Below are 25,932 nucleotides of genomic sequence, written 5' to 3' on the forward strand. Positions count from 1 at the left end.
TGGATTGTTTACGTTTAATAACAGTACTAGACCCGCCCTTTACGAGAGGGCGGGTCTTTCGTCTGAATCGAATAATTCGGTTCCGAACTCCTCATACGCCTGCTCGTACCGGCGAAGGGAAGACTCTTTATGCATACACGTGATGTTCATCCGCTCGATTGGCGTCATGTCGGTCGCATATGTCTTTAACACGTGGGCGTTCCTGAGCATCGACGGGGTGACGGAACGTGCGAATCCGCTCCGTTCATTTAATTGACGCATCATCTTCGTGATCATGACGATCGTCAATTGCTTCGGTTGATTTTTCGCGTACACCCAGCGGAACGTCATCCGTGCGAAATCGAATGAAACGAAGACGGGGTCTTCTGAATACCAGCGTGGTCTTACTGGCGTCGGGATATCGGCCAAGTAGTTCATGAGTAACGATTGGTCTTCTTGGGACAGCTTCAACGTGAACTGGTTGCCAAGCCGGTCATACACATCAAAGGTCTGGTCGGCCAAATGTAAGTCGCTCATTCGCAAACGAATGATGTGATGGACACGTAATCCATATTTATAGAAGAGTGTCACAATCAGTTCGTTCCGATTGACAAGATAGGGATGAGCTTGGAGCTGATTCTCACTCAATCCTCTCGTCGATCGAATCGTTTGAACGAGCCGGTCGAATTCAGACTCGAGTGCGATTTGATCGATTGTCAGCGTATGCGCCGGCTGTGAATAGGCAAGCATCTTTTTCCGAAGCGGATTTAAAAAGTGGGTCAGGCTATTGATGACCGTGACGATGCGGGCGACGGTCGCCTGTTGATAATGCTTCTCTTCGATTAAGAAGTCGTTCACGAACGTCTTCCACGATTCGATTGGGACGTCTAGCCAGTCCGTCGGTTCGTTTAGTTCGACATTGTGGTCGTGAAAGTATTTATGCACGTCAATCAAGTCGTAGCGATATCGTTTGAGCGTCGAGGGTTGACGACCGCTTGCACCGAGATGATACAAGTAAGTTTCGATAAACTCGGGAAGCGGATAGTCTTTTCTACGTTTCGTCATGGTCAAGCCTCCTTCTTCTTTTATCCTACCACAAACGGACGTTCTCTATGCGCTGATTCGTGGTAAGATGAAAGGTGAGACTTTATGGAATGAGGGATTACATGATTGAACGTGAAAAAGTTATTATCGTCGGCTGTCAGTTACCGAATGTCGATGATTGGACATATGAACAGTCGATGAGCGAGCTCGTCGAACTCGTGGACACGGCGCAAGGTGACGTCGTTGCCCGGCTCGACCAAAAACGCCAACAAATCGACCGTCGTACCTTTATCGGGAAAGGGAAAATAGAAGAACTTGCGATGCTCGTCGAGCAGTTCGAGCCGGACCTGTTGATTTTCAACGCCGAGTTGACGCCTGCGCAGTCGAAGAACATTCGCATCGCCCTGAACGACCCGGACGAGATGAAGCTGATCGACCGTACGCAACTCATCTTAGACATCTTTGCAAGTCGTGCCCAGTCACGTGAAGGGAAGCTACAAGTCGAACTCGCGCAGATGAACTATTTGCTTCCCCGTCTAATCGGACAAGGGACACAGCTCTCACGGCTCGGTGGAGGGATCGGGACACGTGGTCCTGGTGAGACGAAGCTTGAGTCGGATCGTCGCCATATCAAGCGTCGCATTGATGAGATCACAAAACAACTCGAAGGAACAGTCGCGCACCGTGATCGTTACCGAGAACGCCGGAAAGAAAATCGTGTGTTCCAAGTCGCTCTTGTCGGGTATACGAACGCTGGGAAGTCGACAATCTTCAACCGGTTGACGGATGCGGACACGTATGAGCAGGATGAATTGTTCGCGACGCTCGACCCGTTGACGCGTGAGCTCGAACTCCCGCGTGGTGGGAAAGTGCTCATCACGGATACGGTCGGATTTATTCGCGACCTACCGACTAAGCTTGTCGCTGCGTTCCGTTCGACATTAGAAGAGGTGGTCGGTGCCGACCTGATTCTCCATGTGATTGACGCATCGAATCCACATTACTTGAACCAAATCGATACGACCAATGCGGTACTTGAAGAACTCGGTGCGAGTGAGGTGCCCCAACTCGAGGTGTATAATAAAAAAGACCGTCTCACGACAGACTTTGTCGGCGGACCGTTGTTAATCTCGGCAATCGCACCAGAAGATATCGAGACGTTGACAGGTGCGCTCGAGGATAAGATTGCGGACATTTTGACAAAAGTTCATGTCATCCTACCGGTGACGGCTTTTGAACATTATCATCCAGCCAAAGAGGTGATGTATCGTCTTCAAGAAAACTTCTTAGAGGATGGCTCTGTCGAATTGGTCGGTTATATGAGAGAAGACACGCGTCTATACGCGACGCTAAAACAATTTGAGGTGTAAGTATGTGGCAAGAAAAGATTGAACATTATGATACGCTCGCGCCGTTCGTGAAAAAAGCGGAGGCGCGGGTCAAACCATTTTTTGAGAAGATTGACGAGACGGCCGAATACAACCAGTATCGCATCCTTGAATCTTTTAAGAAACACAAGGTGTCTGATTTCCACTTCAATCCGACGACGGGGTACGGGTATGATGATATCGGTCGAGACACGCTCGAGTCGATTTATGCGGATGTGTTCGGAGCCGAGCTCGCGCTATGTCGACCACAGATTATCTCTGGTACCCACGCGATTGGGATTGCCTTGTTCGGTGTCCTTCTACCAGGTGATGAACTGCTCTATATCACAGGGAAGCCGTATGACACGCTCGAGGAGATTGTCGGGATCCGAGGCGATGGTCGCGGCTCGTTGAAAGAGCTCGGTGTCTTGTATGACACAGTGGAATTAAAAGAAGGTCGTGAAATCGATGTCGATTGCGTCATCGAACGGATTCGTCCCGAAACGAAACTTGTCGGGATTCAGCGTTCGAAAGGATACGCGAACCGTCGCAGTATCCCGGTCGAAGAGATCAAAGTTGCCATCGAGCGCATCAAAGCGGCGCATCCGCATGTGTATGTGTTCGTTGACAACTGTTACGGTGAATTCGTCGAAACGATGGAGCCGACACATGTCGGGGCAGACTTGATGGCCGGCTCCCTCATCAAAAACCCGGGAGGTGGATTGGCGAAGACGGGTGGATATATCGCCGGTACGAAAGAGTTGATTGAACGCTGTTCGTTCCGGATGACGACCCCAGGTATCGGAAGTGAAGCCGGACCGTCACTCTACTCGCTCCAGGAGATGTATCAAGGCTTCTATATGGCTCCTCATACGGTTGCGCAAGCGCTGAAAGGGGCACACTTGACGGCCAGTCTCTTGTCACTAGTGGGGTTTGAGACCGATCCGCACTATACGACTGAACGAACGGATTTGATTCAGTCGGTGACGTTCCGTGACCGTGACAAAATGATTGCGTTCTGTCAAAGCATCCAAATGGCATCTCCTGTAAATGCACATGCATTACCTGTGCCGGCCTATATGCCGGGTTATGAAGATGATGTCATCATGGCGGCGGGGACATTCATTCAAGGCTCGTCCATCGAACTTTCGGCTGATGGACCACTTCGAGCACCATACACAGCGTACGTCCAAGGTGGTCTGACGTATGCTCACGTAAAGGTCGCTTTGATGTTGGCGTTGAGCCAATTACACGGCAAGGGCTTAGTAGCATTCGACGAGCAAAATCAGTCAACGCTTTTGTAACTGTTCTGTCATGTTAACTTTGTTAACATCTATTGACAGGATTGTTGTCATGTATTATTCTCACATTGTGAGACAGAAAAGGAGGGGTAAGGATGGCCGATCAATTTCGTCGCTCCAACCCGTTGTTTCCGATTGGAATCGTCCAAGATTTGACGCAGCTGACTGGTAGGCAGATTCGGTATTATGAAGAACAGGGTCTGGTTTCTCCTAGTCGGACAGAATCGAAACGACGACTTTATTCCTTTAATGATGTCGAACGTCTACTCGCAATCAAGGATTACATTGACCAAGGTTTTAACTTGGCAGCGATTCGCCATATGTTAGAGCAAGAAGGTGGAAAAGGAGCAGAAACGTCCGCTCCGGCTACACCGGTTGATGAAACTCCGAAGATTTCAGAAAAAGAGTTACATCATTTGTTGAAAACACAGCTTCAAGAAGCCGGTCGCTTCAATAAGACGTCGCTCATTCAAGGCGAGCTTTCTCGTTTTTATCGATAACGCCGCACACATCAACCATTACGCAATGTGAGAGGGGACATTTTACCATGGCCAGAAAAACGTTCACAAAAGAAGACATCAAACGCATCGCACAAGAGGAAGACGTACGCTTTATTCGTCTTCAATTCACGGACATCCTCGGAACAATCAAAAACGTCGAGGTGCCGATCAGCCAATTGGACAAAGCACTTGATAACAAAATGATGTTCGACGGATCGTCAATCGAAGGATTCGTCCGCATCGAGGAATCAGACATGTACTTGTATCCAGACCTCAACACATGGGTTGTCTTCCCGTGGACAGATGGCAGCGGAAAAGTCGCTCGCTTAATTTGCGATATTTATAACCCAGACGGTACACCATTCAGCGGTGACCCGCGCGGTACACTCAAACGTAACCTTGAGAAGATGCAAAAACTTGGATTCACAGCGTTCAACGTTGGTCCAGAGCCAGAGTTCTTCTTGTTCAAGAAAGATGCATCAGGCCGTCCGACACTTGAACTCAACGACCAAGGTGGATACTTCGACTTGGCGCCAGTTGACCTCGGTGAGAACTGCCGTAAAGAGATCGTCATCGAACTTGAAAACATGGGCTTCGAAATCGAAGCGTCACACCATGAAGTCGCACCAGGACAACACGAAATCGACTTCAAATACGCAGATGCTGTCACGACGGCAGATAACATCCAAACGTTCAAGCTCGTCGTCAAAACGATCGCTGCAAAGTATGGTCTTCACGCGACATTCATGCCAAAGCCACTCTTTGGGGTGAACGGTTCAGGAATGCACGCGAACATGTCACTCTTCAAAGGCGACACGAACGTCTTCTACGATCCGAATGGCGACATGGAACTTTCAGACACAGCTCGTGCATTCACGGCTGGTATCTTGGAGCACGCTCGTGCCTTCACTGCAGTATGTAACCCGACTGTGAACTCATACAAGCGTCTCGTACCAGGCTACGAAGCACCTTGCTACGTTGCATGGAGCGCACGTAACCGTTCACCACTCGTACGTGTACCGGCAGCACGTGGTCTCTCGACTCGTATCGAAGTACGTTCGGTTGACCCGGCAGCGAACCCGTACCTCGCACTTGCTGCGCTCTTGGCTTCAGGTCTTGACGGAATTGAAAAAGATTTGAATGCTCCAAAACCAATCGACAGCAACATCTACGTGATGGACAAGCCTGAGCGTGTAGCGAACGGAATCGACGATCTCCCGGCGACACTCTTTGACGCACTCGAAGTCCTTCGTGCAGACAAGGTCGTCATGGAATCGCTCGGTGAACACATTGGGGAGCATTTCCTCGAGTTAAAAGAAATCGAGTGGGATATGTTCCGTATGCAAGTAACAGAGTGGGAACGCGATCAGTACTTGACGCTCTACTAATAGAAGAAATATGCTAAAGAGCAATGAATGACCTTCTTCAGAAGTATCGTTCATTGCTCTTTTTTGCTGAGTTTCAGATGAAGCAGAAATGCAAAAGGATCACCTCCACGAGCGTGGAAGTGATCCTTTGTTAGTTAAAACGCTTTTTTAAAAAACGTTGATGTATAGTCGAGTGTCGTATGGAGTGTCGTCGCGAAGACGAGTCCTAGAAAGAAAGACATGCCATGAACGTCCACCCATGAGCGAATTTCCGTTTCGTATGCCGTGAATGGTAAGAGAAGTACCAGTGGGAAACCGATATATACAATCCGAATCACATCGCTCAAACCAGGAAAATGTGATAGTAGAGAGCGATGCGGCATAAGTTTCACATATGGGAGCCAAATCAATTTGAGTGGTCCCCATCGATAATACGCATCTGATTTTAAATCGAGGTCCGGGGAGAGCCAGAGCGTTCCAATAATCGCACCGATTATGAATGCGAGCGGGACGTCTAAATCAATAAAAGGCGTGGCAACCGCAAGTGCGCCGGTTGCCACGAGATTCGTACGGGTATGGGTCTTACCGCTAGCCATTAGTGAATTGTCCGGTATACGCCGATAACTTTCCCTAAAATTGAGACGTTGTCAAAATACATCGCTTCTAACTCGTCGTTTTCCGGTTGAAGACGGACTTTTGAAGCTTCCTTATAAATACGCTTCACAGTCGCCTCGCCCTCTTCTGTCATGGCGACGACAATCTCTCCATTGTCGGCAGTGCTCTGTTGGCGGACGAGCACACGGTCTCCGTCCAAAATCCCTGCATTGATCATTGAATCTCCAGAAACGGACAGCATATAGACGTTATCTGAACCAACGATATGTGCCGGAAGAGGGAAGTGCTCTTCCACGTTTTCGATGGCGGTGATCGGTGTCCCCGCGGTGACTTTCCCGATGACCGGAACGTACATGACGGACTCTTGCTCATCCATTGTGGATGCATCTTCACTCAGAATTTCAATTGCACGGGGCTTCGTCTTATCCCGACGAATCAAACCGCGTTTCTCTAGGCGATCTAGATGACCATGTACGGTCGAACTAGAGGCAAGACCGACTGCTTCTCCAATCTCACGAACAGAAGGTGGATAGCCTTTTGCCCGAACTTCGTCTTTGATGAAATCAAGAATCTGTTGTTGTCGCGCTGACATTTTTTTCATTATGTTCACCTCGATATAATCGAATAAACTGCAATCGCATCCTATTCTTTATGTATTTAGTGTAACACAAGAACACATGAGCGTACAAACATTCGTTCGTTATTTTCCCTTGACCGAACACGAGTTCTTGTTTTATGATAAGAACAGATAAACGAACAAATGTTCTAACGAACATATATTCTTATACAGGAGGTAAGGGAATCATGAAAGATACACTCAACGGAATCATTTTAGTCGGAATGCTCTTAGTCGGGATGTTCGCCTTTTATTTATCTGGGGAGGTGCGTGGGGGAACGACACCAGTTGAACCGATCATGACATCGGAACGTACGATTGAAGAAGAGGTCGCCAATGTCGAGGCAGAGTCGATTGAAGCGCAAATCATGGCAGAGCGAGAAGAACATAATGAACGAAAAACAAAATGGTATGCCGCTGAGTGATCGTTCAGCATTGCGAACCGTTCTCAAACTGTGTATCGTAAGGAATGAATGCGATGAAAGGGAGTGATGCGATGCGAGTCGTCATCTATTGTCGGGTATCGACGAACAAGTCTACCCAAGAGACATCACTCAGTCGGCAAGTCGAAGAATTACAAGAACTAGCTTCGCGTTTAGGGGCCGACATTATAGATGTCATCACAGAACAAGAGAGCGGTTATGAAGTTAATCGACAGGGGCTGCTCAATTTACTTGACCACGTATCGACATCTCAGTTGGATGCCGTGCTCGTCACCGATGACAGTCGTTTAGGACGAGGAAATGCCAAAATTGCGATACTACACACATTAATGAAGCATGATGTGCGATTGTTGACGATGCAGTCGACTTCGGATTACGTTGTTTCTGATGCTGAGAAGATGGTGTTAGAGATTGTTAGTGTCGTCGAAGAGTATCAACGGAAAATTCATAACGCGAAGATTTCCCGCGGAATGCGTCGTGCGGTCGCCAACGGTTTCAATCCACAACGTAATATTGAGAACAATGATCAAGGTGGCCGACATCGGATTGAAGTTCCGATTGAAGAGATTATTCAATTGCGCGAGCGGGGGTTGACGTTTGCCGAGATTGCGGCGACACTTCGCGGATTCGGATACGAAGTATCAAAAGCAACGGTCAACCGACGCTATCTCGAACACCGGTCAGTTGCTGAAACTTGATTCTTCCTCTCTGATTTTGTAAAGTAGAAGAACAAATTCACGAGAGAGGGGGCGAGTCATATGTTAGCACCCGGACAATTGGAGCGAATCAATTTCCTCGCCAACAAAGCGAAGACGGAAGGACTATCTCAAGAAGAGATGAACGAACAACAAGACTTGCGTCAAGAATATTTGAAGGCGTTCCGTCAATCTTTCAAGTCTCAAATGATGGGCATGAAAGTCGTTGACCCAGAAGGAAACGACGTCACGCCAGAGAAATTGAAAGAAGAACAAAAACGCCATCGTGGTGAGTGATGCTGAATGCACATCCTATTTCGCATAGGATGTGCATTTTTGTTATACACGAACAATCATCAGACGAACGGATTGCGTTCTTTTTCATGCAATTGAAGGAAACGATTTCATGTAATGTGTTATACTAATTAATTAGTTGTGACACACGAATGAGTATGATAGAATATGACGGGTAGAAAACCTTCTTAACACAGAGAGGATGAAATTAGTGGAAACAACTACTAAAGAATTATTAGCGATTAACTCGATTCGGACGCTCTCAATCGATGCGGTCCAAAAAGCAAACTCTGGTCACCCAGGAATGCCGATGGGTGCTGCACCGATGGCGTTTACACTTTGGACAGACAAAATGCGTCACAACCCGAAAAACCCGAACTGGTTCAACCGCGACCGTTTCGTGCTTTCTGCGGGTCATGGATCGATGCTCTTGTACTCGCTCCTTCACTTGTCTGGATATGATTTGTCAATGGACGACCTTAAATCATTCCGTCAAATGGACTCGAAGACACCAGGTCACCCAGAGTATCGTCACACGGCTGGGGTAGATGCGACAACGGGACCACTTGGACAAGGGATCGCGATGGCTGTCGGGATGGCCATGGCAGAGAAGCACTTAGAAGCGACTTACAACCGCGACAAGTTCAACGTCGTTGACCACTACACATTTGGAATTTGCGGAGACGGGGACTTAATGGAAGGTGTCTCGGCGGAAGCGGCATCACTCGCTGGTCACTTGAAACTTGGTAAACTCGTTGTCCTTTATGATTCAAACGACATCTCACTCGATGGTGACCTTCACAAGTCATTCTCTGAGAGCGTTGAAGACCGTTTCAACGCCTATGGATGGCAAGTCATTCGTGTCGAAGATGGAACAGATATCGATTCAATCGCAAAAGCAATTGATGCAGCGAAAGCTGAGACGTCGAAACCGACATTGATTGAAGTCAAGACGGTGATCGGATTTGGTTCACCGAACAAGTCAGGGAAGTCGGCTTCGCACGGGGCACCACTTGGAGATGCTGAAATCGAATTGACGAAACAGTTCTACAAATGGGAAGGCGAGTCGTTCTACGTTCCAAACGAAGTATACGACTTGTTCAATGAGAAAGTGGTCGAGCCCGGCGCGAAGTACGAGTCAGACTGGAACGAGCTCGTTGAAGCATACAAAGCGGCCCATCCAGAGCTTGGTGCACAGTTCGAACTTGCGATGAACAATGAGCTTCCTGAAGGTTGGGACAGCGAGTTGCCGACATTTGAAATCGGTTCGAAAAAAGCAACACGTCAAACGAGTGGCGAAGTGTTGAACGCAATCGCGAAAGCAGTACCGACACTCTTCGGTGGATCGGCTGACCTTGCAGGTTCAAACAACTCGATGATCAAAGGTGCAGTGGACTTCGATGAAGACCCGGCCGGTCGTAACATCTGGTTCGGTGTACGTGAATTTGCGATGGCGGCAGCTGTAAACGGTATGGCGCTTCACGGTGGAGTACTTCCATACGGTGCGACATTCTTCGTCTTCTCAGATTACCTTCGCCCTGCAGTTCGTCTTGCTGCGCTCATGGGACTCCCATCGACGTTCATCTTGACACACGACTCAATCGCAGTTGGTGAAGATGGTCCAACACACGAGCCGGTCGAACATTTGATGAGCTTCCGCGCGATGCCAAACCTTTCTGTTCTTCGTCCGGCAGATGGTAAAGAAACGATTGCTGCTTGGAAACAAGCTGTGACATCGAAGACGGCACCATCGCTTCTCGTCTTGACTCGTCAAGCATTGCCTGAACTCGAAGGCACATCGATTGAAACCGCAGCAAAAGGTGCTTACGTCGTTGCAGGTGAATCGAAAGATGCAGACGTTCTCTTGCTCGGTACAGGTTCTGAAGTACACGTCCTCGTTGAAGCGCGTGAACAGCTCGCATCAGAAGGTGTGAAAGCGGCAGTCGTCTCGATGCCATCATGGGAACTCTTCGAAGCGCAATCTGCTGAGTATAAAGAATCTGTCCTTCCGTCTTCAATCACAAAGCGTGTGTCACTTGAAGCGGGTGCGACACTTGGTTGGTACAAGTATGTCGGATTTGGTGGGAAAGTACTCGGAATCGATAAGTTCGGAGCTTCAGCGCCTGGAGATCTCCTCATGAAAGAATACGGCATGTCAGTCGACAACGTCGTCGATGCAGTAAAATCACTTTAATCTTAAATTGATTATTTATGACGGCCATTCATTTGGCCGTCACTTTTTTTCTAGACGACTAGCGAAGTTGTTCGATTTAGTGTATAGTAAAAAACGATGTTTCATATGGTAGAGGAGGTAAAGCCTTGAGTACATTATTTTGGATTCTTCTTGTCGTGGCAGCACTCATCGGGGGTATCGCGATTGGATTCTTCATCGCGCGTAAATACATGATGAACTACCTTGAACAAAACCCGCCAATCAATGAAGATATGATTCGTACGTTGATGATGCAGATGGGTCAAAAGCCATCACAGAAGAAAGTCAACCAAGTGATGCGCGCCATGAACGTGCAGATGAAAGATGAAAAGAAGTCATAATGAGTCGTGAAAGCACTTCGGTCCTCGAAGTGCTTTTTTTGTCTCCTCATTTTGTTAGACAATCGAACAAACTTTCGCTACGATTAAGAAATAATCTTCATTTGAACTACCTCCACCTACGCTTCGCTTAGAGGTGGAGGATTCCTGAGTCATCCTCTCTAACGAGAGAAACGTGATCAGGCTAACCCCGTCGTCCCGACGGTTGAAGAAGCTAACATGCGTTCAGCTTCTAATTTCAAGTTCATACCTGCGTTCACATCACGGTCATGATGGAGTCCGCAGTTCGGGCATGTCCATTCACGCAAGCCAAGATGCTTCACGTCTTTGTGTCGATGGCCGCAACTCGAACAGAGCTGGCTCGAGGCGAAGGTCTTCCCGACCCTCACGACGGTCTTCCCGTACCAGTCGGCCTTATACTCGAGCATGCGAAAGAACTCCGACCAGCTGACCTCGGAGATCGACTTGCTCAACTTGCGGTTCTTACGCATGTCCTTCACCTGCAGGGTCTCGATGCCGATGACGTCGTGGTTTTTGACGATCTCGGTCGACACCTTGTGCAGGAAGTCGGTGCGTCTGTTGGCGATCTTCTCATGGATGCGTGCGACCTTCCGCTTCTGCTTCTGGTAGTTCTTCGCCTCGGAAAGTCTCACCTTCTTGTTCAGGGCGATGAGCTGACGACGGGACAACTTGCGTTGCTCCCGCGCCAGTTTCTTCTCGAGCGTACGGAAATAACGGTCGTTCTTGTATAATGTGCCGTCCGATAGAATGGCAAAATTCTTCAGCCCGACGTCGACGCCGACCGATGAACCGGTCTTCGGCAGTTCACCGATCTCCTGCTCTGCGAGAAGGGAGACGAAATATTTACCCGAAGCTGTTCGTCGGATCGTGGCGTTCAGGATGCGACCCTCGACGTGTCTCGAGTTGGCGAAACGCACCCATTTCAGCTTGGGGAGTTTGAGCTTGTTCCCGACGATCGAGACCTCGGGGAGCTGGGACTTCCCCTGGATGTTCGCCGTATAGGATTGGACGGGGTTTCGCTTCGACTTGAAACGGGGATGATTTCCCTCCTTCTTGAAGAACTTCTTATACGCGTCAGCCAGGTGTTTGACACTGTTCTGGACGGCCGTACTGTCCACTTCCGTCAACCAAATGAATTCTTGCTTGAGTATGGGAAGTTCTTTCGAGCAGGCATCATACGACAGTCCCTTGCCGGTCGCTTCATGGGCCGCGTCCCATTTCGACAGGAAATGGTTGAACACGAACCGGGAACAGCGGATCGTGTTGGCGATCAGAATTTCCTGTTCCTTCGTAGGATAGATCTGGAATTTATAGCCCTTGTGCTTCACCATGTGACGTTCACTCCTTTTGAAGATATTTTACCCGAAAGAGAGGTTGGCGATTCATCGCCCACTTTCACGCAAGTCCTGTCCTTAACGTTTAGAAGTGGGAGTATTCTCGCATAATTTTGATAAAGATAGAAGGGGGCGTTTCTCATTCGTGTATTTAAACAATTATCTTGGTTTTTGCGTCTCGAGTGGAAGACGTATGCAATCGGTATCGTCTTACTCATATTCGTGGCAGGGTTAGAGTTGATTCCTCCACGCATCATCGGACGAGTCGTCGATGAAATCAACAGTGATTCACTCGCATCGAACACGCTTTGGATGTTACTCGGAGGACTAGCTGCGGTCGGGATTGGGAATTATGTTGCCCGCTTCTTTTGGCGCTATTTCATCTTTGGTGCTTCGATTCGTCTAGGTAGAAAGCTTCGCAGTCAATTGTATCGGCACTTTACGGACCTCGACCAGCGATTTTACAAAAAATCACGTGTCGGTGACTTAATGGCACATGCGACAAATGATGTACAGGCCGTATCGATGACGGCCGGAGCGGGGATTTTGACGCTTGTTGATAGCGTGACGCTCGGAACGTTCGTGATCATCACGATGATTACGACAATCAGTTGGAAACTGACGCTCGTCGCCTTACTGCCACTCCCAATCATGGTCGCTTTGACGACACGATATGGAAAGATGTTACATAGTCGATTCGGGGTCGCTCAAGCGGCATTTTCAGAATTGAATGACAAAGTGCAGGAAAGTGTCAGTGGGGTTCGTGTCTTAAAGTCGACCGGGGAAGTCGAGCGGGATGTGGATTCATTTGAAAACTTATCGAGTGAGGTCATGGCGAAAAACGTCCGTGTCGCTAAAATCGATGCCTTATATGATCCGACAATCTTCGGAATTGTCGGCCTTTCCTATATCCTTTCTGTCGGATACGGGGCAGTCTTAATCGAGCAGGGCGAATTGACAATTGGACAGATTGTCAGCTTCACTGCCTATTTGGCACTCTTGACGTGGCCGATGTTAGCATTCGGTTGGCTGTTTAACATTGTGGAACGGGGGCGTGCCTCATACGACCGCATCGAGCGAATGCTTGCCGTCAAGCCTGAGATTCAAGACGATCGTATGGCTGCGACGACTCTGGCGCACTCAGAGGTGGAAGTTGCCGTTCGAAAGTTCGCTTATGATGAAACTATCGTACTCGATGACGTTCATTTCCGAATCGAGCGTGGGAAAACGATTGGGATCGTCGGAAGGACGGGGGCAGGCAAGACGACAATTGTACGCTTGTTGACCCGTGAGTATGATGTGAAAGATGGCAAAATCAAAATCGGTGGAATCAATATCCGCCAAGTGAAAAAGTCACTTCTCATGGATAAAATTGCAGTCGTGCCGCAAGACCACTTCTTATTCTCTGATTCTATCGCAAACAATATCGCATTCGGAAGACCCGATGCCAGCATGGAGGAAATCATCGAAGCGGCTAAGGTCGCAGAGGTACATGATGATATCGTCCGCCTCCCTGAAGGGTACGCGACGCTCGTCGGTGAGCGCGGTGTGACATTATCAGGAGGACAGAAGCAGCGTATCTCCATTGCGCGGGCGCTCATGACAGAGGCTGATGTGTTGATTTTAGATGATGCGCTATCTGCCGTTGATGCGAAAACCGAAGAATCGATTATCGAGCATTTTCGTGTCGGCAATCCGGAACAGGCACGAGTCATCGTCGCACATCGACTTTCCGCAGTCGAACATGCCGATGAGATTCTCGTCATCGAAGACGGTAAAATTGTACAACGTGGACGGCATGAGTTACTCCTTCAAGAGATAGGCTGGTATCGAGAAACATATGACCGTCAACAGCTTGAGGCGATCGTAGAAGGGGGTGGGCACGATGAAGCATGATATTCAAGAATGGCAAGTCATCAAACGATTGCTGAGTTACGCGAAACGGTACGGTAAACCTCTCGGTATCGCCTTCGTTTTTCTATTGATTGCGACAGGTGCCAAGTTGGCCGGTCCATTTCTCATTAAAGTGTTCATCGATGAGTTTGTCACGCCAGGTGTCTATCCGACGAACTGGGTGATTGCCCTCTTCACTGTTTATATGATTCTGCACTTGTCAGCTATTCTGTTTGACTATCTGCAGTCCATCTCCTTCCAAAAGATTGCATTGAAGATTGTCCAGAACATTCGAATGGATATTTTTCGTCACGTCATGGGGATGCGTCTCGCTTATTTTGATCGTACCCCAGCCGGTGTCCTCGTATCCCGCATCACGAATGATACCGAGGCCGTAAAAGAGCTATACGTCGGTGTCATGAGTACGTTCGTTCAGTCGGCTGTCCAATTGATTGGGACGTATATATTCCTATACATACTAGAGCCGCAACTTGCGACGATGGGACTTGTCCTACTGCCACTCTTTTGGCTCATCATCTGGGCGTATCGTCGTTTCTCGACGAAGTATTTTGCTCAAGTTCGAGACCTGTTGTCTCAACTCAATGCCCAGTTGAACGAATCCATCAATGGAATGGGAATCATTCAACAATTCCGCCAAGAAGAACGACTCATCCGTCAGTTTGAAGAAACGAATGAGGCGCACCAAGAGGCACGATATCGGAACTTAAAGCTCGATAGTATGTTACTCCGTCCAATTATTGAGTTGTTGCTCGCATTCTCCATCATTGGACTTCTCGGGTATTATGGAGTCCTCTCGATGACTGAGCAAGTTCAAGTCGGGGTCGTCTACGCGTTCATCAGTTATATCGAGCGTATTTTCCGACCGGTGCTTGACATCATGCAACGACTGAGCGAATTTCAACAAGCTGTCGTATCTGCGGACCGCGTCTTTAAAATTTTAGATACAAATGAGCCATCTCCAGGAAAACAGTTGCCAGGAGAAGCTCGTGTTTCGGAAGGGGAGGTGCGATTCGAGGATGTGACGTTCAGTTATGACGGTGAAGTCGATGTGTTGAAACATATCTCGTTCGTCGCCAAGCCAGGAGAAACGGTCGCGCTCGTCGGTCATACCGGTAGCGGGAAAAGTTCGATCATTAATTTATTGACACGTTTTTACCCATATGGATCTGGCAAAATCACGATCGATGGACAGCCACTCGAACAATTTGAAGAACAAGAACTTCGTCAGCAAGTTGGACTGGTACTTCAAGACCCGTTCTTGTTTACGGGAACGATTGAAGAAAATTTAAAACTGTTCAATCCGAACATCGATTCAGAACGGACGCGTGAGGCCGCTGAATTTGTTCAGGCACATACGTTCATCGAGAAGTTGGATGCCGGATATGGACATATCGTCGGGGAGCGTGGGGCTACCTTCTCGAGTGGAGAACGGCAATTGCTTGCATTTGCACGCACGGTCGCGCGAAATCCAAAAATACTCATTCTCGATGAGGCGACGAGTTCAATCGATACCGAGACGGAAGAACGTGTTCAAATTGCACTCGATCGGATGCGCCGTGGTCGTACGACAATTGCGATTGCCCATCGCCTGTCGACGATTCAAGATGCCGATTTGATATTGGTTTTGCATCGAGGGGAAATCGTGGAGAGGGGAAATCATCAGGAGTTGTTGAAACAGGATGGTCTTTATAAAAAAATGTATGAACTTCAGTCTGGTCAACGTCTGATGTCTTGAATTGGAAAGGATACCTACCTAGGTGTCCTTTTTCCATGGAAAAAAAGCTCGCCACCCAAGGTGACGAGCCAATAAAATTAAGTATTGAGCTGTTCTTTTTTATATTTTGGTAGGACGTGATGAGTAATCAGCGAGTCAAGTTCTTGACTGACCAAAATGACTTCTGGCGAGGTCCAAGATTGCTCTGACGCGATTTCATACAGTTCATCACGTTTTTGTTCAATGGCTTGGTGTAGTGTATCTGCTGCGGTGACTGCCACGTTCGTTCCCCCATCATGTAAGTTAGAATTTTGTGAACTAGAATATCCAAATCTTAGCACCTTCGTTTACAGATGACAAGTTTCATTTCCATTTCAAAAATTACAAAATGATATTGAGATGCGAAGGAAAAGATGCGAGCAATTTAAATAGGTTTTCGCTATAATGGTCGTGAAAGGTGGAAATCGTCATGGAAGTCACATTATGGCTCGCATTTGGGGCGGGCGTCTTATCGTTTTTATCACCATGTACGCTCCCGTTGTATCCGGTTTTTCTATCGTATATTACCGGGGTTTCCGTATCTGAATTAAAAAATGAAGGATTGAAACAGCGTACAGCTTGGTTCCACACATTTTCGTTCTTATTCGGCTTTTCGATTGTCTTTCTCGTACTTGGATTATCGACATCGTTGATTGCAGACGTCTTCATCCAGTATAAAGATAGTCTACGGATGTTCGGAGCCATCTTGATTTTCGTATTCGGCGTTTTTTTGGCGGGCCTTTGGCAACCGCAATTTATGATGCGCGAAAAGAAAATGGATATCGGCGAACGAAAGAGTGGGTATTTTGGAACCGTATTAATCGGAATTGGGTTTGCAGCTGGTTGGACGCCTTGTACGGGTCCGATTTTAGCGGGCGTGATTGCACTTGCCGCAACGAATCCGAGCCAAGGTCTCGGCTACATGTTGGCGTATGTCATCGGTTTTGCGATTCCGTTTTTAGTGATGGTCGCTTTCGTAGGCAAAATTAAGTACTTAGCACGAAACAGCGCGAAAGTTGCAAAAGTTGGAGGCTATTTGATGATGGCGTTCGGCGTACTATTATATTTTGACGGGATGAATCGATTCGCGGCCTGGATGAGCGAACTTGTCGGATTCACCGGATTTTAAGGGGTTGATTGAGATGTCAATGTTATGGGGATCGACTCTTATTGCATTATTGATGGGGATCGTGGCAAGCTTCGTTCGTGTGAAAGCATCGGCGAAACCGACGAATGCAAAAAAAATCTTGATTCCACCGCTTGCGATGACAACAGGGATGATTCAGTTTTTAATTCCTGCGTTTCGCTTGTCATGGATTGAAGTACTTGAAGCGCTAGCGGTCGGACTGATCTTTAGCCTTTTCTTAATCAAAACATCAAACTTTGAAAAACGGGATGGGGAAGTGTATCTGTCCCGCTCGAAAGCATTTTTTATCGTGGTTTTTGCACTACTTGCGATTCGCACGGCGATGAAAGTTTGGGTCGGGCATGAAGTTGATATTTTCTCCACTGGAGGATTGTTCTATTTAATTGCGTGGGGGATGATTGTTCCGTGGCGAATTGCGATGTATCAGAAGTATAAACGAATCGCAATCACATGAAAATGGAGTGGCTCAAAGCCGCTCCATTTTTGTTTACCTCTCTTTTAGGATGGCGACTTCTGTCTCCGTATCGATTCTTATATTTGTTAAGTTTTGTTGCATCCTCTATTGATGATGTGTTCAAAAAAGTCATGAGTGGATGAGGAAGCGGCTGAGAAGACGAGTCCGGCAACGATAGTTACGAGCGTTCTCAATACTGTCTGGGAATTGAACGATGGGCTTAGGTCATATAATTCGGGAGAAAAGTTACTATTTCCAAATAGTCAAATCGCCCAATTTGATAAACAAAAAAACTCTAGCCGAATCGGATAGAGTCTACTGCTGAAAATAATGTTCGTAAGGTGTCCAGTCAATTTTTTCTTCGGCCAGTGCTTTCTTTAGAAACTTGTGATCGCGTTTTGGCGTTGCAGCGATATATCCTTTTACAACGAGTTCGGTCGTCATCTTTTTAGCCCGGGATTCAAGTGCGAACTGCCCAATCTTCCCGGCGATTTTTCGGATGGCGACGTCGCGGAACAACTCGGGAACCGGTGAGACGAGCCGGTCTAGTAGCGTCCGAGTTTCCGGGGTCCATAGGTGAAGCGTTCTCTCTATATAATCATCTTCAATATCAAGTAGGGAACGTCCATCTTCTTTCGGCATTCGTTTTAAAAACTTGCGGAACATGAAGTACCCGCCAATCGTCATGAGACCAATCATGACGAATCCCCAGAATATAATGAAATACATCATCAAGTTTTCTGGCATCGTCTTTCCCCCGTTCTATTCATTCACTTACTTTCATCGTAAGTATACAAAAAAGAATCAAATTGCAAAAGGCGCACGTCCTGTTAGGATAGACGAACTGAATCGATTTCGTTAGAATAGAGAGCGTTGCTACGAGAATAAGCATGATCTGAGTCGAGAAAGGAAGGGTCTATAGTATATGAGCCAATTGAAACAGGAAGTTGAGAGACGTCGAATATTCGGCATCATCTCTCACCCGGATGCGGGGAAGACGACATTAACAGAAAAGTTACTTTTGCACGGTGGTGCGATTCGTGAGGCGGGTACGGTCAAAGCACGAAAAAATTCAAAACACGCCAAATCTGACTGGATGGAAATCGAGAAACAACGTGGAATTTCGGTTACATCGTCCGTCATGCAATTCATTTATCAAGATAAAGTCGTGTCGATTATGGATACACCTGGACACAATGACTTCGGTGAGGATACATACCGCGTGTTGACATCGGTCGACAGCGCGGTCATGGTCATCGATGCAGCGAAAGGTATTGAGGCACAGACGAAAAAACTATTCCAAGTTTGTCGTATGCGTGGGATTCCGATCTTTACATTTATGAACAAGTTGGACCGTCAGGCAAAAGATCCGCTTGAATTGATGGAGGAACTTGAAGAAGTGCTCGGCATGCCTTCTGTTGCCATCACATGGCCGATCGGGAGTGGGATGCAGTTCGAAGGTGTGTATGATCGAATGAAAAATGAAGTTCATTTGTTCCGTGGTGAGAAGTCGACGCTTCAACTGGGCGAGGATGGGGTGAACGACCCGGTGCTCGCTGATCATCTATCAGAAGAGAACTTGACAAATCTTCGCGACGAGATTGACCTTCTCGACGGAGCCGGGAACGAGATTGATGTGAATGAGATTCAAAGTGGTAAATTGACCCCAGTATTCTTCGGGACAGCACTTGTCGACTTTGGCGTGACTGCATTCTTGAATCATTATTTAAAGATGTCACCAGCCCCAGAGGCACGTAAGTCGAACGTTGGTCCAATCAATCCGACGTCAGAAGACTTCAGTGGATTCGTCTTTAAAATTCAAGCGAACATGAACCCGGCACACCGCGACCGGATCGCATTCGTCCGCATCTGTTCTGGCGTTTTTGAGCGTGGAATGGACGTGACGCTCACACGGACTGGAAAGAAAATTAAATTGAGCCAGTCGACACAGTTGATGGCGAACGACCGTGAGACAGTCGATCAGGCATTTGCCGGTGATGTCATCGGGATCTATGACTCGGGGACGTATCAAATCGGGGATACGATTACGACATCGAAACAAAAGATTGCGTTCGAAGCGTTGCCGACTTTCCCGCCTGAATTATTCATGCGCGTATCGCCGGTCAACTCACTCAAGTCAAAACACTTCCACAAAGGTGTGGAGCAGCTCGCACAAGAAGGGGCAATCCAAGTCTATCGTAACGAGTACAACGAGATTTATCTCGGTGCTGTCGGACAACTTCAATTCGAAGTGTTCGAATATCGCTTAAACAACGAGTACGGCGTAGATATCCGAATGGAGCCGGTGTCATACAGTGTTGCACGTTGGGTGAAAGACAAGGAATTGAAAGCACTGAAACCGTTCCAAGACTCACGGAATATGCTCGTCACTGACCGTTGGGAACGTCCGGTCTTCCTATTCGCGAACGAGTTCACGTTTGAGCGTTTTGCAGAACGTCATGCCGATGACTTGACTCTCGTCGAGGCACTTGACGTCAATGAAGAGATTGGTACAGAAGAATAAGTTGTAAACACCTCGTTTTTGAGGTGTTTTTTTGTGTTTAACTCCTAACGAATAACGTAATAAGTTTTACTTATGACTAATTTGTGACGGAATGTATTTTACGTCACGCTATACTTGTATTATGATAAATATGTGAAAAGTAAGCGATTACGCATTGTCGTGTGGTCGGCGCTTTCAAAAAGGGGGAAATTGCAATGGAACAGACGAATGTTTTAGACGCCTTCTCATCTCGGACTAAATTCGAGGTGAACGGGCAATCGTATGATTTTTATCGATTGAAAAAGTTAGAAGAAGAGGGATTAACGGACATCAGCCGTCTTCCTTATTCGATTCGTGTTCTGCTCGAATCGGTACTCCGTCAACAAGACGGTCGTGCCATCACGAAAGAACATGTCGAGAACTTGGCAAAATGGGGTACTGCCGACGTCTCGAAAGATATTGACGTACCGTTCAAGCCGGCACGTGTCGTACTTCAAGACTTCACTGGTGTTCCGACGGTTGTAGACCTCGCTTCACTTCGCAAAGCGATGGCAGACCTTGGCGGGGACCCAAACAAAATCAACCCAGAAATTCCTGTCGACCTCGTCGTTGACCATTCTGTTCAAGTAGATGCGTACGGCTTTGCTGGTGCATTGATGAAAAACATGGATATCGAGTTCGAACGTAACGAAGAACGTTACAAGTTCTTACGTTGGGCACAGACAGCATTCGATAACTATCGTGCCGTTCCACCAGCTACAGGAATCGTTCACCAAGTAAACTTGGAGTACTTGGCATCAGTCGTGCTTGAGAAGAGCGATACGGAAGGTACAGTAGCTTACCCAGATTCACTCGTTGGAACTGACTCTCATACAACGATGATCAACGGTCTCGGTGTTCTCGGATGGGGTGTTGGAGGAATCGAAGCAGAAGCGAGCATGCTCGGTCAACCTTCATACTTCCCAGTACCAGACGTCGTCGGTGTCAAAATCATCGGTGAAGTCAACCCAGGTGTGACGGCAACCGATGTTGCGCTCGTCGTGACAGAGATGCTTCGTCATGAAAAAGTTGTCGGGAAATTTGTTGAATTCTTCGGTCCATCACTTCACACGATGCCACTTTCAGACCGTGCAACAATTGCAAACATGGCACCTGAATACGGTGCGACATGTGGGTTCTTCCCAGTGGATACGGAAACACTGAACTACATGCGTACGACAGGCCGTTCTGAAGAGTTGATCACACTCGTTGAAGAATATTCAAAAGCGAACGACCTCTTCTATACGCCAGATCAAGCGGATCCAACGTTCACGAAAGTGTTGACGCTCGACTTGTCAAAAGTTGAACCTTCACTTGCGGGTCCCAAACGTCCACAAGACCGAATCAACCTTTCAGACGTTCATACATCCTTCATCGATAGCTTGAGCGCTCCTGCAGGAAATAGCGGTTTCGGTCTCGACCGTTCAGAACTCGACAAAAAGGCGACAGTTAACTACGAAGACGGCGCAGTCGACATGAGCACAGGAGATGTCGCGATTGCTGCCATCACAAGTTGTACGAACACATCAAACCCATACGTCATGGTTGGTGCCGGACTCGTGGCGAAGAAGGCTGTCGAGCGTGGATTGACTGTTCCGAAGTATGTGAAGACGTCACTCGCACCAGGCTCGAAAGTCGTAACGGACTATCTCGATAAGGCCGGCTTGACTTCTTACTTGGACGAGCTTGGCTTCAATACGGTCGGATACGGCTGTACAACATGTATCGGAAACTCCGGGCCACTCGACCGTGAAGTGGAAGAGGCGATCACAGACAACGACTTGCTCGTCTCATCAGTCCTCTCAGGGAACCGTAACTTCGAAGGACGCGTTCACCCACTTGTGAAAGCGAACTTCTTGGCATCGCCACCGCTCGTCGTCGCCTATGCTCTTGCGGGAACTGTTAACTTTGACGTCATGAATGATTCATTCGGTACGGATAAAGATGGAAATGAAGTCTACTTCAAAGACATTTGGCCATCGAATGATGAAATCAAGATGGTCGTTCAAGACGTTGTTTCCCCTGAAGCGTTCCGTAAAGAATACGAAACCGTCTTTACTGGAAACGAACGTTGGAACGCGCTAGAAGTGCCAGAAGGAAACTTGTATGATTTCTCTGATGAGTCGACATACATTCAAAACCCACCGTTCTTTGAACAACTCGAACCGGAAGCGGGTGAGGTGCACGCGTTGAATGGTTTACGCGTTATCGGGAAGTTCGCTGATTCGGTCACGACGGACCATATCTCACCAGCAGGGTCGTTCTCGAAGACGACACCAGCAGGTCAATATCTCCTTTCAAAAGGAGTGGAGCCAATCGATTTCAACTCGTACGGTTCGCGACGTGGTAACCACGAAGTGATGATGCGCGGTACGTTCGCGAACATCCGAATCCGTAACCAAGTCGCTCCGGGTACAGAAGGTGGATTCACGACTTACTGGCCAACTGGAGAAATCATGCCGATGTACGATGCGGCGATGAAGTATAAAGAGCAAGGTACTGGTCTCATCGTTCTTGCTGGAAACGACTACGGAATGGGGTCGTCCCGTGACTGGGCAGCAAAAGGAACGAACCTTCTTGGAATTCGTGCGGTGGTCGCGCAAAGTTTCGAGCGGATTCACCGTTCAAACCTTGTCATGATGGGTGTACTTCCACTTCAGTTCTTAGATGGGGAATCTTCAGAATCACTCGGTTTGACTGGTGAGGAAGCGATTGATATCCAAGTCGATGAGTCTGTTCGTCCGCGTGACATCTTAAACGCTAAAGCAACACACGAGAACGGAACGGTGACAGAATTCAAAGTCATCGCTCGTTTCGACTCGGAAGTTGAAATCGATTACTATCGTCACGGTGGAATCTTACAGATGGTTCTCCGCAACAAATTGAAATAAGCTGCACACCTTCCTTTGAAAAAAGGAAGGTTTTTTTCATGAATATGCGATTTTATGGTGAAAGTTTTAATGGAATCGGGAACAGGAAGAGAGGGAGGGGTATGCACATGGATCGAGATGAAAAAGTTGGAAAAAGTTGGTGGAAGCGGCTGATGCAACAAAAAGAAGTGGAGCCTGATCACGAGATTGATATCACGCTCTCTGAATTACGGCAAGCGATTCACGAATATGAACAAGCGTTGCCAAAAGGGGTAAATCGCACCGTCCTGTTGGATGACACGCAAGAAATCGACACGAAGCGATTGAAACATCATTTATCCGGAATTCCGAAACAACGCTTTTATATGTCAAAAGAAACATTTCATATCGTGCCTGAAGAAGAACGAGACGTCATATACGAGATGGATCAGGTGCAACGTGCCCTCGATCTGTATATGGATCAAGAAAAAAAATTACCGCTACGAAAATTTCAAGATTCATTACAACTAGATTTATCGCGATTAAGAGAAGGTGGTTATTTAAAAACGTTACCAAAACGACCGTACTACGTGGTGGACGAAACATTGATTGTCTCACTAGAACCTAAAGAGTCTACCTCTTGACAAGACACCTATATGTTTTGCGGTAAATGACACATTTAATGACAGATGGGGTTGTTACTTGTTTAAAAAGTATGTTAGGGTGGAAAACGTATATGAAAATAGAAAATTAAATAGGAGTGATTTTTATGGAACGGAAAAGCCGTGTGACGACCGTGTTCGTCGTATCTGCAATCATAACAGGCTTATTCACAATCTGGGGACTCTTCCCCGAGAGTGTCATTGGAAATGCGAGTCTACTCAATATAACGAGCACACTTCAAGGCTGGCTCTCAAACGGGATGGGTTGGTTCTATCTTTTGAGTGCGACAGGATTCCTGCTCGTTGCTATCTTTTTAATCTTTTCACGGTATGGCTCGATTCGTCTTGGGAAAGACTCGGACCGTCCAGAGTTTAGTTATTTGTCGTGGTTCGCGATGCTGTTTAGTGCCGGAATGGGGATTGGCCTCATCTTCTGGGGAGCAGCAGAGCCGTTACTTCATTTCCACTCACCACCATTCTCATCATTGACGCCTGAAGGAGACGCAAGGATAGCAATGCGTTATGCCTTTTTCCACTGGGGATTCCACCCATGGGCGATTTATGCGATGATTGCACTCGCCATCGCCTACTCGACGTTTAGAAAAGGACGTCCGGCGACGATTGGGGAAACGATCGGTTCGCTCGTCCACAATCGTTATGAAAAACCTGTGAAACAGACAGTCGATATCCTTGCAGTCATTGCGACGGCGTTCGGGGTAGCGACATCACTTGGTTTTGGTGCTCAACAGATTGCCGGGGGCCTTCATTACCTCATCCCTGGGGTACCGAACGCCTTCGTGACACAGTTGATCATCATCGCCGTCGTAACGGTTCTTTATATGATCAGCGCCTCAACAGGTCTCGACAAAGGAATTCGGATTTTAAGTAACACAAACATCTTCCTCGCCATCGTCTTACTCGTTGCAACGATGTTTGCTGGACCGACGGCGTTCATTTTCGACTTGTTTACGCAAACTGTCGGTACTTATTTGCAACAACTACCGGGTATGAGTTTCCGTACCGCCGCGTTTGAGCCGATTGAACGAGAATGGATCAACGGTTGGACAATCTTCTATTGGGCATGGTGGATCTCTTGGTCACCATTCGTCGGAACATTCATTGCGCGCGTTTCGAAAGGACGTACGATTCGTGAATTCATCATCGGAATCTTACTTGTCCCGACATCGTTTGGGCTCATCTGGTTCTCTGTCTTTGGTGGTTCAGCGATTTGGGCTGACTTGTTCGGTGGATACAACTTGATTGGTCAAGTAAACGAAATCGGTACAGAAATCGGACTTTTCGCACTGTTTGACACGTTCGGTGGATTTGGAACGGTACTGAGTATTGTCGCTGTCTTCTTGATTTCGACATTCTTTATCACATCTGCGGACTCTGCAACTTATGTATTAGGAATGCTCACATCGAATGGTAAGCTCGTTCCTCCAATGCGTATTAAAATGACGTGGGGGATCATTCAATCTTCAATCGCGGCCGTACTGCTTTATTCAGGAGGCCTTGCCGCCTTACAAGCTGTAGCGATTCTTGCGGCATTCCCATTCGTTTTCGTACTCATCTTTATGATCGTCGCCTTGTTCAAAGATTTGGCCGATGAACCAGATGAGCGAGACAAATGGCTCGAAATGCAAAAGAAAGATGAAGATAAGTTAGGTTAAACCAGTTAGGGTCTCTATGGAGGCCCTTTTTTAGTTAAAAATATTTTGCTTGTCTTCTTCGCTAGTGTAGGATAGTAAGTGAAGAAACGAGGAGGATAGGCTATGAAACAACAGATGAAAAAACGGTTGAGCTGGGTGATATTGGCCGGCATCCTCATTGTCGGGGCGTTACTCGCTTATAATTTTTACGTTCTCTTTAATTTAAATGGTGAAGAGAAAGAACAGGTCGAACCTTTTTACTCAAATGTCGTGATCGGATACCAAGAGCGTAAACTTCCGAAAGAAGGAGAAAAACTCGAAGAACGGGAATATCTTGTCACATATGACGATGACGGACATTTTGTCTCGGAAGTCGTTACAGGTCCGAATGTCGGTGCAAAAGCAGAATGGGACGGAGAGACGTACTTGGAGTTTAACCCGGATGGGGAAGAGGTTCTACGCCAAGAAACGAATTCAGGAGCAGTTGCGCCACACCCGTTCTTGTCACGTGCCACGAACGAACAGATTCGTAAATGGCTTGATGATGGTACTCTTGGTTCAAGTGAAGGAGAGACGAATTTAGTTGGACGTACTGCGCAAGCTTACGTAAAGTCCGAAACAGCTGAAGCGGTTCCGAAAGAATGGATTGAAAATTATCCATCGATTTTCAGTGAGGAAGAAAATAAAGAAACAGTCACATATTATGTCGATGCGAACGAACGAATTTTGCTCGCGGCAGAATCGCGGAATAACGGGAAGTTATTCCATTCGATTCGGATGACATCTTTTGAATCAAGATAATCCGATGGGGAGCAGACATGATGTCGGCTCCC

General features: G+C 47.4%; 24 protein-coding genes. 18 read left to right on the forward strand and 6 right to left on the reverse strand.

Translation table 11 applies throughout. From position 1 onward, the window contains the following. Positions 1 to 39: 39 nt before the first annotated feature. Positions 40 to 1,044 carry a tyrosine-type recombinase/integrase gene (locus KNO96_RS01370; RefSeq protein WP_214701929.1) on the reverse strand — a complete coding sequence of 335 codons (1,005 nt, stop codon included), beginning with the start codon at positions 1,042 to 1,044 and terminating at the stop codon, positions 40 to 42. A 101-nt stretch (positions 1,045 to 1,145) separates the two neighbouring features. Here KNO96_RS01370 and hflX point away from each other — a divergent pair, with 101 nt between their 5' ends. The 4 genes from hflX to glnA all read left to right on the forward strand — a co-directional run bounded on the left by hflX (position 1,146) and on the right by glnA (position 5,579). Further along, complete coding sequence (gene hflX, locus KNO96_RS01375; protein WP_214701930.1) at positions 1,146 to 2,393, forward strand: GTPase HflX; 1,248 nt, start codon at positions 1,146 to 1,148, stop codon at positions 2,391 to 2,393. Between the two features lie 2 nt (positions 2,394 to 2,395). After that, positions 2,396 to 3,694, forward strand: coding sequence for a methionine gamma-lyase family protein (locus KNO96_RS01380; protein ID WP_214701931.1), 1,299 nt, complete (start codon positions 2,396 to 2,398; stop codon positions 3,692 to 3,694). Positions 3,695 to 3,786: 92 nt separating this feature from the next. Beyond that, the gene (locus KNO96_RS01385; RefSeq protein ID WP_026825846.1) at positions 3,787 to 4,191 is read left to right on the forward strand and encodes a MerR family transcriptional regulator; all 405 of its coding nucleotides are present in this window, start codon (positions 3,787 to 3,789) and stop codon (positions 4,189 to 4,191) included. Positions 4,192 to 4,238: 47 nt separating this feature from the next. Beyond that, positions 4,239 to 5,579 carry a type I glutamate--ammonia ligase gene (gene glnA, locus KNO96_RS01390; RefSeq protein WP_214701932.1) on the forward strand — a complete coding sequence of 447 codons (1,341 nt, stop codon included), beginning with the start codon at positions 4,239 to 4,241 and terminating at the stop codon, positions 5,577 to 5,579. Positions 5,580 to 5,713: 134 nt separating this feature from the next. On the opposite strand, the gene KNO96_RS01395 is transcribed toward glnA, so the two are convergent. Both KNO96_RS01395 and lexA read right to left on the reverse strand, forming a co-directional pair. Beyond that, the gene (locus KNO96_RS01395; RefSeq protein WP_214701933.1) at positions 5,714 to 6,154 is read right to left on the reverse strand and encodes a metal-binding protein; all 441 of its coding nucleotides are present in this window, start codon (positions 6,152 to 6,154) and stop codon (positions 5,714 to 5,716) included. Continuing rightward, positions 6,154 to 6,774: a transcriptional repressor LexA gene (gene lexA, locus KNO96_RS01400; protein ID WP_026825849.1), complete on the reverse strand. Its 621-nt coding sequence runs from the start codon at positions 6,772 to 6,774 to the stop codon at positions 6,154 to 6,156. The genes KNO96_RS01395 and lexA overlap by 1 nt, the downstream gene beginning before the upstream one ends. 203 nt (positions 6,775 to 6,977) lie before the next feature. On the opposite strand from lexA, the gene KNO96_RS01405 reads away from it, so the two are divergent. The 5 genes from KNO96_RS01405 to KNO96_RS01425 all read left to right on the forward strand — a co-directional run bounded on the left by KNO96_RS01405 (position 6,978) and on the right by KNO96_RS01425 (position 10,774). Then, complete coding sequence (locus KNO96_RS01405) at positions 6,978 to 7,214, forward strand: hypothetical protein (protein WP_214701934.1); 237 nt, start codon at positions 6,978 to 6,980, stop codon at positions 7,212 to 7,214. A 71-nt stretch (positions 7,215 to 7,285) separates the two neighbouring features. Further along, the gene (locus tag KNO96_RS01410) at positions 7,286 to 7,930 is read left to right on the forward strand and encodes a YneB family resolvase-like protein (RefSeq protein ID WP_214699933.1); all 645 of its coding nucleotides are present in this window, start codon (positions 7,286 to 7,288) and stop codon (positions 7,928 to 7,930) included. A 60-nt stretch (positions 7,931 to 7,990) separates the two neighbouring features. Next, positions 7,991 to 8,224: a DUF896 domain-containing protein gene (locus KNO96_RS01415; protein ID WP_026825852.1), complete on the forward strand. Its 234-nt coding sequence runs from the start codon at positions 7,991 to 7,993 to the stop codon at positions 8,222 to 8,224. A 199-nt stretch (positions 8,225 to 8,423) separates the two neighbouring features. After that, entirely contained in the window at positions 8,424 to 10,415 is a 1,992-nt protein-coding gene (tkt, locus tag KNO96_RS01420) for a transketolase (RefSeq protein WP_214701935.1), read from the forward strand. Positions 10,416 to 10,540: 125 nt separating this feature from the next. Next, positions 10,541 to 10,774, forward strand: a complete 234-nt coding sequence (locus KNO96_RS01425) for a YneF family protein (protein WP_026825854.1) — start codon at positions 10,541 to 10,543, stop codon at positions 10,772 to 10,774. A 176-nt stretch (positions 10,775 to 10,950) separates the two neighbouring features. Here the strand turns inward: KNO96_RS01425 and tnpB are convergent, their stop codons facing one another. Next, positions 10,951 to 12,123, reverse strand: a complete 1,173-nt coding sequence (gene tnpB / locus KNO96_RS01430) for an IS200/IS605 family element RNA-guided endonuclease TnpB (protein ID WP_214701936.1) — start codon at positions 12,121 to 12,123, stop codon at positions 10,951 to 10,953. A gap of 144 nt (positions 12,124 to 12,267) precedes the next feature. Here tnpB and KNO96_RS01435 point away from each other — a divergent pair, with 144 nt between their 5' ends. Both KNO96_RS01435 and KNO96_RS01440 read left to right on the forward strand, forming a co-directional pair. Continuing rightward, the gene (locus KNO96_RS01435; protein ID WP_214702830.1) at positions 12,268 to 14,022 is read left to right on the forward strand and encodes an ABC transporter transmembrane domain-containing protein; all 1,755 of its coding nucleotides are present in this window, start codon (positions 12,268 to 12,270) and stop codon (positions 14,020 to 14,022) included. Then, positions 14,012 to 15,775, forward strand: a complete 1,764-nt coding sequence (locus tag KNO96_RS01440; RefSeq protein ID WP_214701937.1) for an ABC transporter ATP-binding protein — start codon at positions 14,012 to 14,014, stop codon at positions 15,773 to 15,775. Before KNO96_RS01435 ends, KNO96_RS01440 begins: the two co-directional genes overlap by 11 nt. Positions 15,776 to 15,852: 77 nt before the next feature. Here KNO96_RS01440 and KNO96_RS01445 read toward each other — a convergent pair whose 3' ends face one another. Next, on the reverse strand, positions 15,853 to 16,035 hold the full coding sequence (locus KNO96_RS01445; RefSeq protein ID WP_214701938.1) for an aspartyl-phosphate phosphatase Spo0E family protein: 183 nt from the start codon (positions 16,033 to 16,035) through the stop codon (positions 15,853 to 15,855). A gap of 188 nt (positions 16,036 to 16,223) precedes the next feature. Here KNO96_RS01445 and KNO96_RS01450 point away from each other — a divergent pair, with 188 nt between their 5' ends. Together KNO96_RS01450 and KNO96_RS01455 are read left to right on the forward strand one after the other, a co-directional pair. Then, entirely contained in the window at positions 16,224 to 16,922 is a 699-nt protein-coding gene (locus KNO96_RS01450) for a cytochrome c biogenesis CcdA family protein (RefSeq protein WP_012726450.1), read from the forward strand. Between the two features lie 19 nt (positions 16,923 to 16,941). Next, complete coding sequence (locus KNO96_RS01455; protein WP_026825860.1) at positions 16,942 to 17,394, forward strand: CcdC family protein; 453 nt, start codon at positions 16,942 to 16,944, stop codon at positions 17,392 to 17,394. Positions 17,395 to 17,709: 315 nt separating this feature from the next. On the opposite strand, the gene KNO96_RS01460 is transcribed toward KNO96_RS01455, so the two are convergent. Continuing rightward, the gene (locus tag KNO96_RS01460) at positions 17,710 to 18,141 is read right to left on the reverse strand and encodes a DUF2621 domain-containing protein (protein ID WP_026825861.1); all 432 of its coding nucleotides are present in this window, start codon (positions 18,139 to 18,141) and stop codon (positions 17,710 to 17,712) included. 178 nt (positions 18,142 to 18,319) lie between these two features. Here KNO96_RS01460 and KNO96_RS01465 point away from each other — a divergent pair, with 178 nt between their 5' ends. The 5 genes from KNO96_RS01465 (at position 18,320) to KNO96_RS01485 (ending at position 25,900) form a co-directional block, all read left to right on the forward strand. Further along, on the forward strand, positions 18,320 to 19,918 hold the full coding sequence (locus tag KNO96_RS01465) for a peptide chain release factor 3 (RefSeq protein ID WP_026825862.1): 1,599 nt from the start codon (positions 18,320 to 18,322) through the stop codon (positions 19,916 to 19,918). Positions 19,919 to 20,112: 194 nt separating this feature from the next. Further along, positions 20,113 to 22,827, forward strand: a complete 2,715-nt coding sequence (gene acnA, locus KNO96_RS01470; protein WP_214698820.1) for an aconitate hydratase AcnA — start codon at positions 20,113 to 20,115, stop codon at positions 22,825 to 22,827. Positions 22,828 to 22,934: 107 nt separating this feature from the next. Continuing rightward, positions 22,935 to 23,429, forward strand: coding sequence for a DUF3939 domain-containing protein (locus KNO96_RS01475; RefSeq protein WP_251125023.1), 495 nt, complete (start codon positions 22,935 to 22,937; stop codon positions 23,427 to 23,429). A 125-nt stretch (positions 23,430 to 23,554) separates the two neighbouring features. Then, positions 23,555 to 25,120 carry a BCCT family transporter gene (locus tag KNO96_RS01480; protein WP_214701940.1) on the forward strand — a complete coding sequence of 522 codons (1,566 nt, stop codon included), beginning with the start codon at positions 23,555 to 23,557 and terminating at the stop codon, positions 25,118 to 25,120. A 102-nt stretch (positions 25,121 to 25,222) separates the two neighbouring features. Beyond that, on the forward strand, positions 25,223 to 25,900 hold the full coding sequence (locus tag KNO96_RS01485) for a hypothetical protein (protein ID WP_214698815.1): 678 nt from the start codon (positions 25,223 to 25,225) through the stop codon (positions 25,898 to 25,900). The last annotated feature ends 32 nt before the right edge of the window (positions 25,901 to 25,932 follow it).

This window comes from Exiguobacterium sp. s89 (genome assembly GCF_018617735.1).
GTDB classification, from domain to species: Bacteria; Bacillota; Bacilli; order Exiguobacteriales; family Exiguobacteriaceae; genus Exiguobacterium; species Exiguobacterium marinum.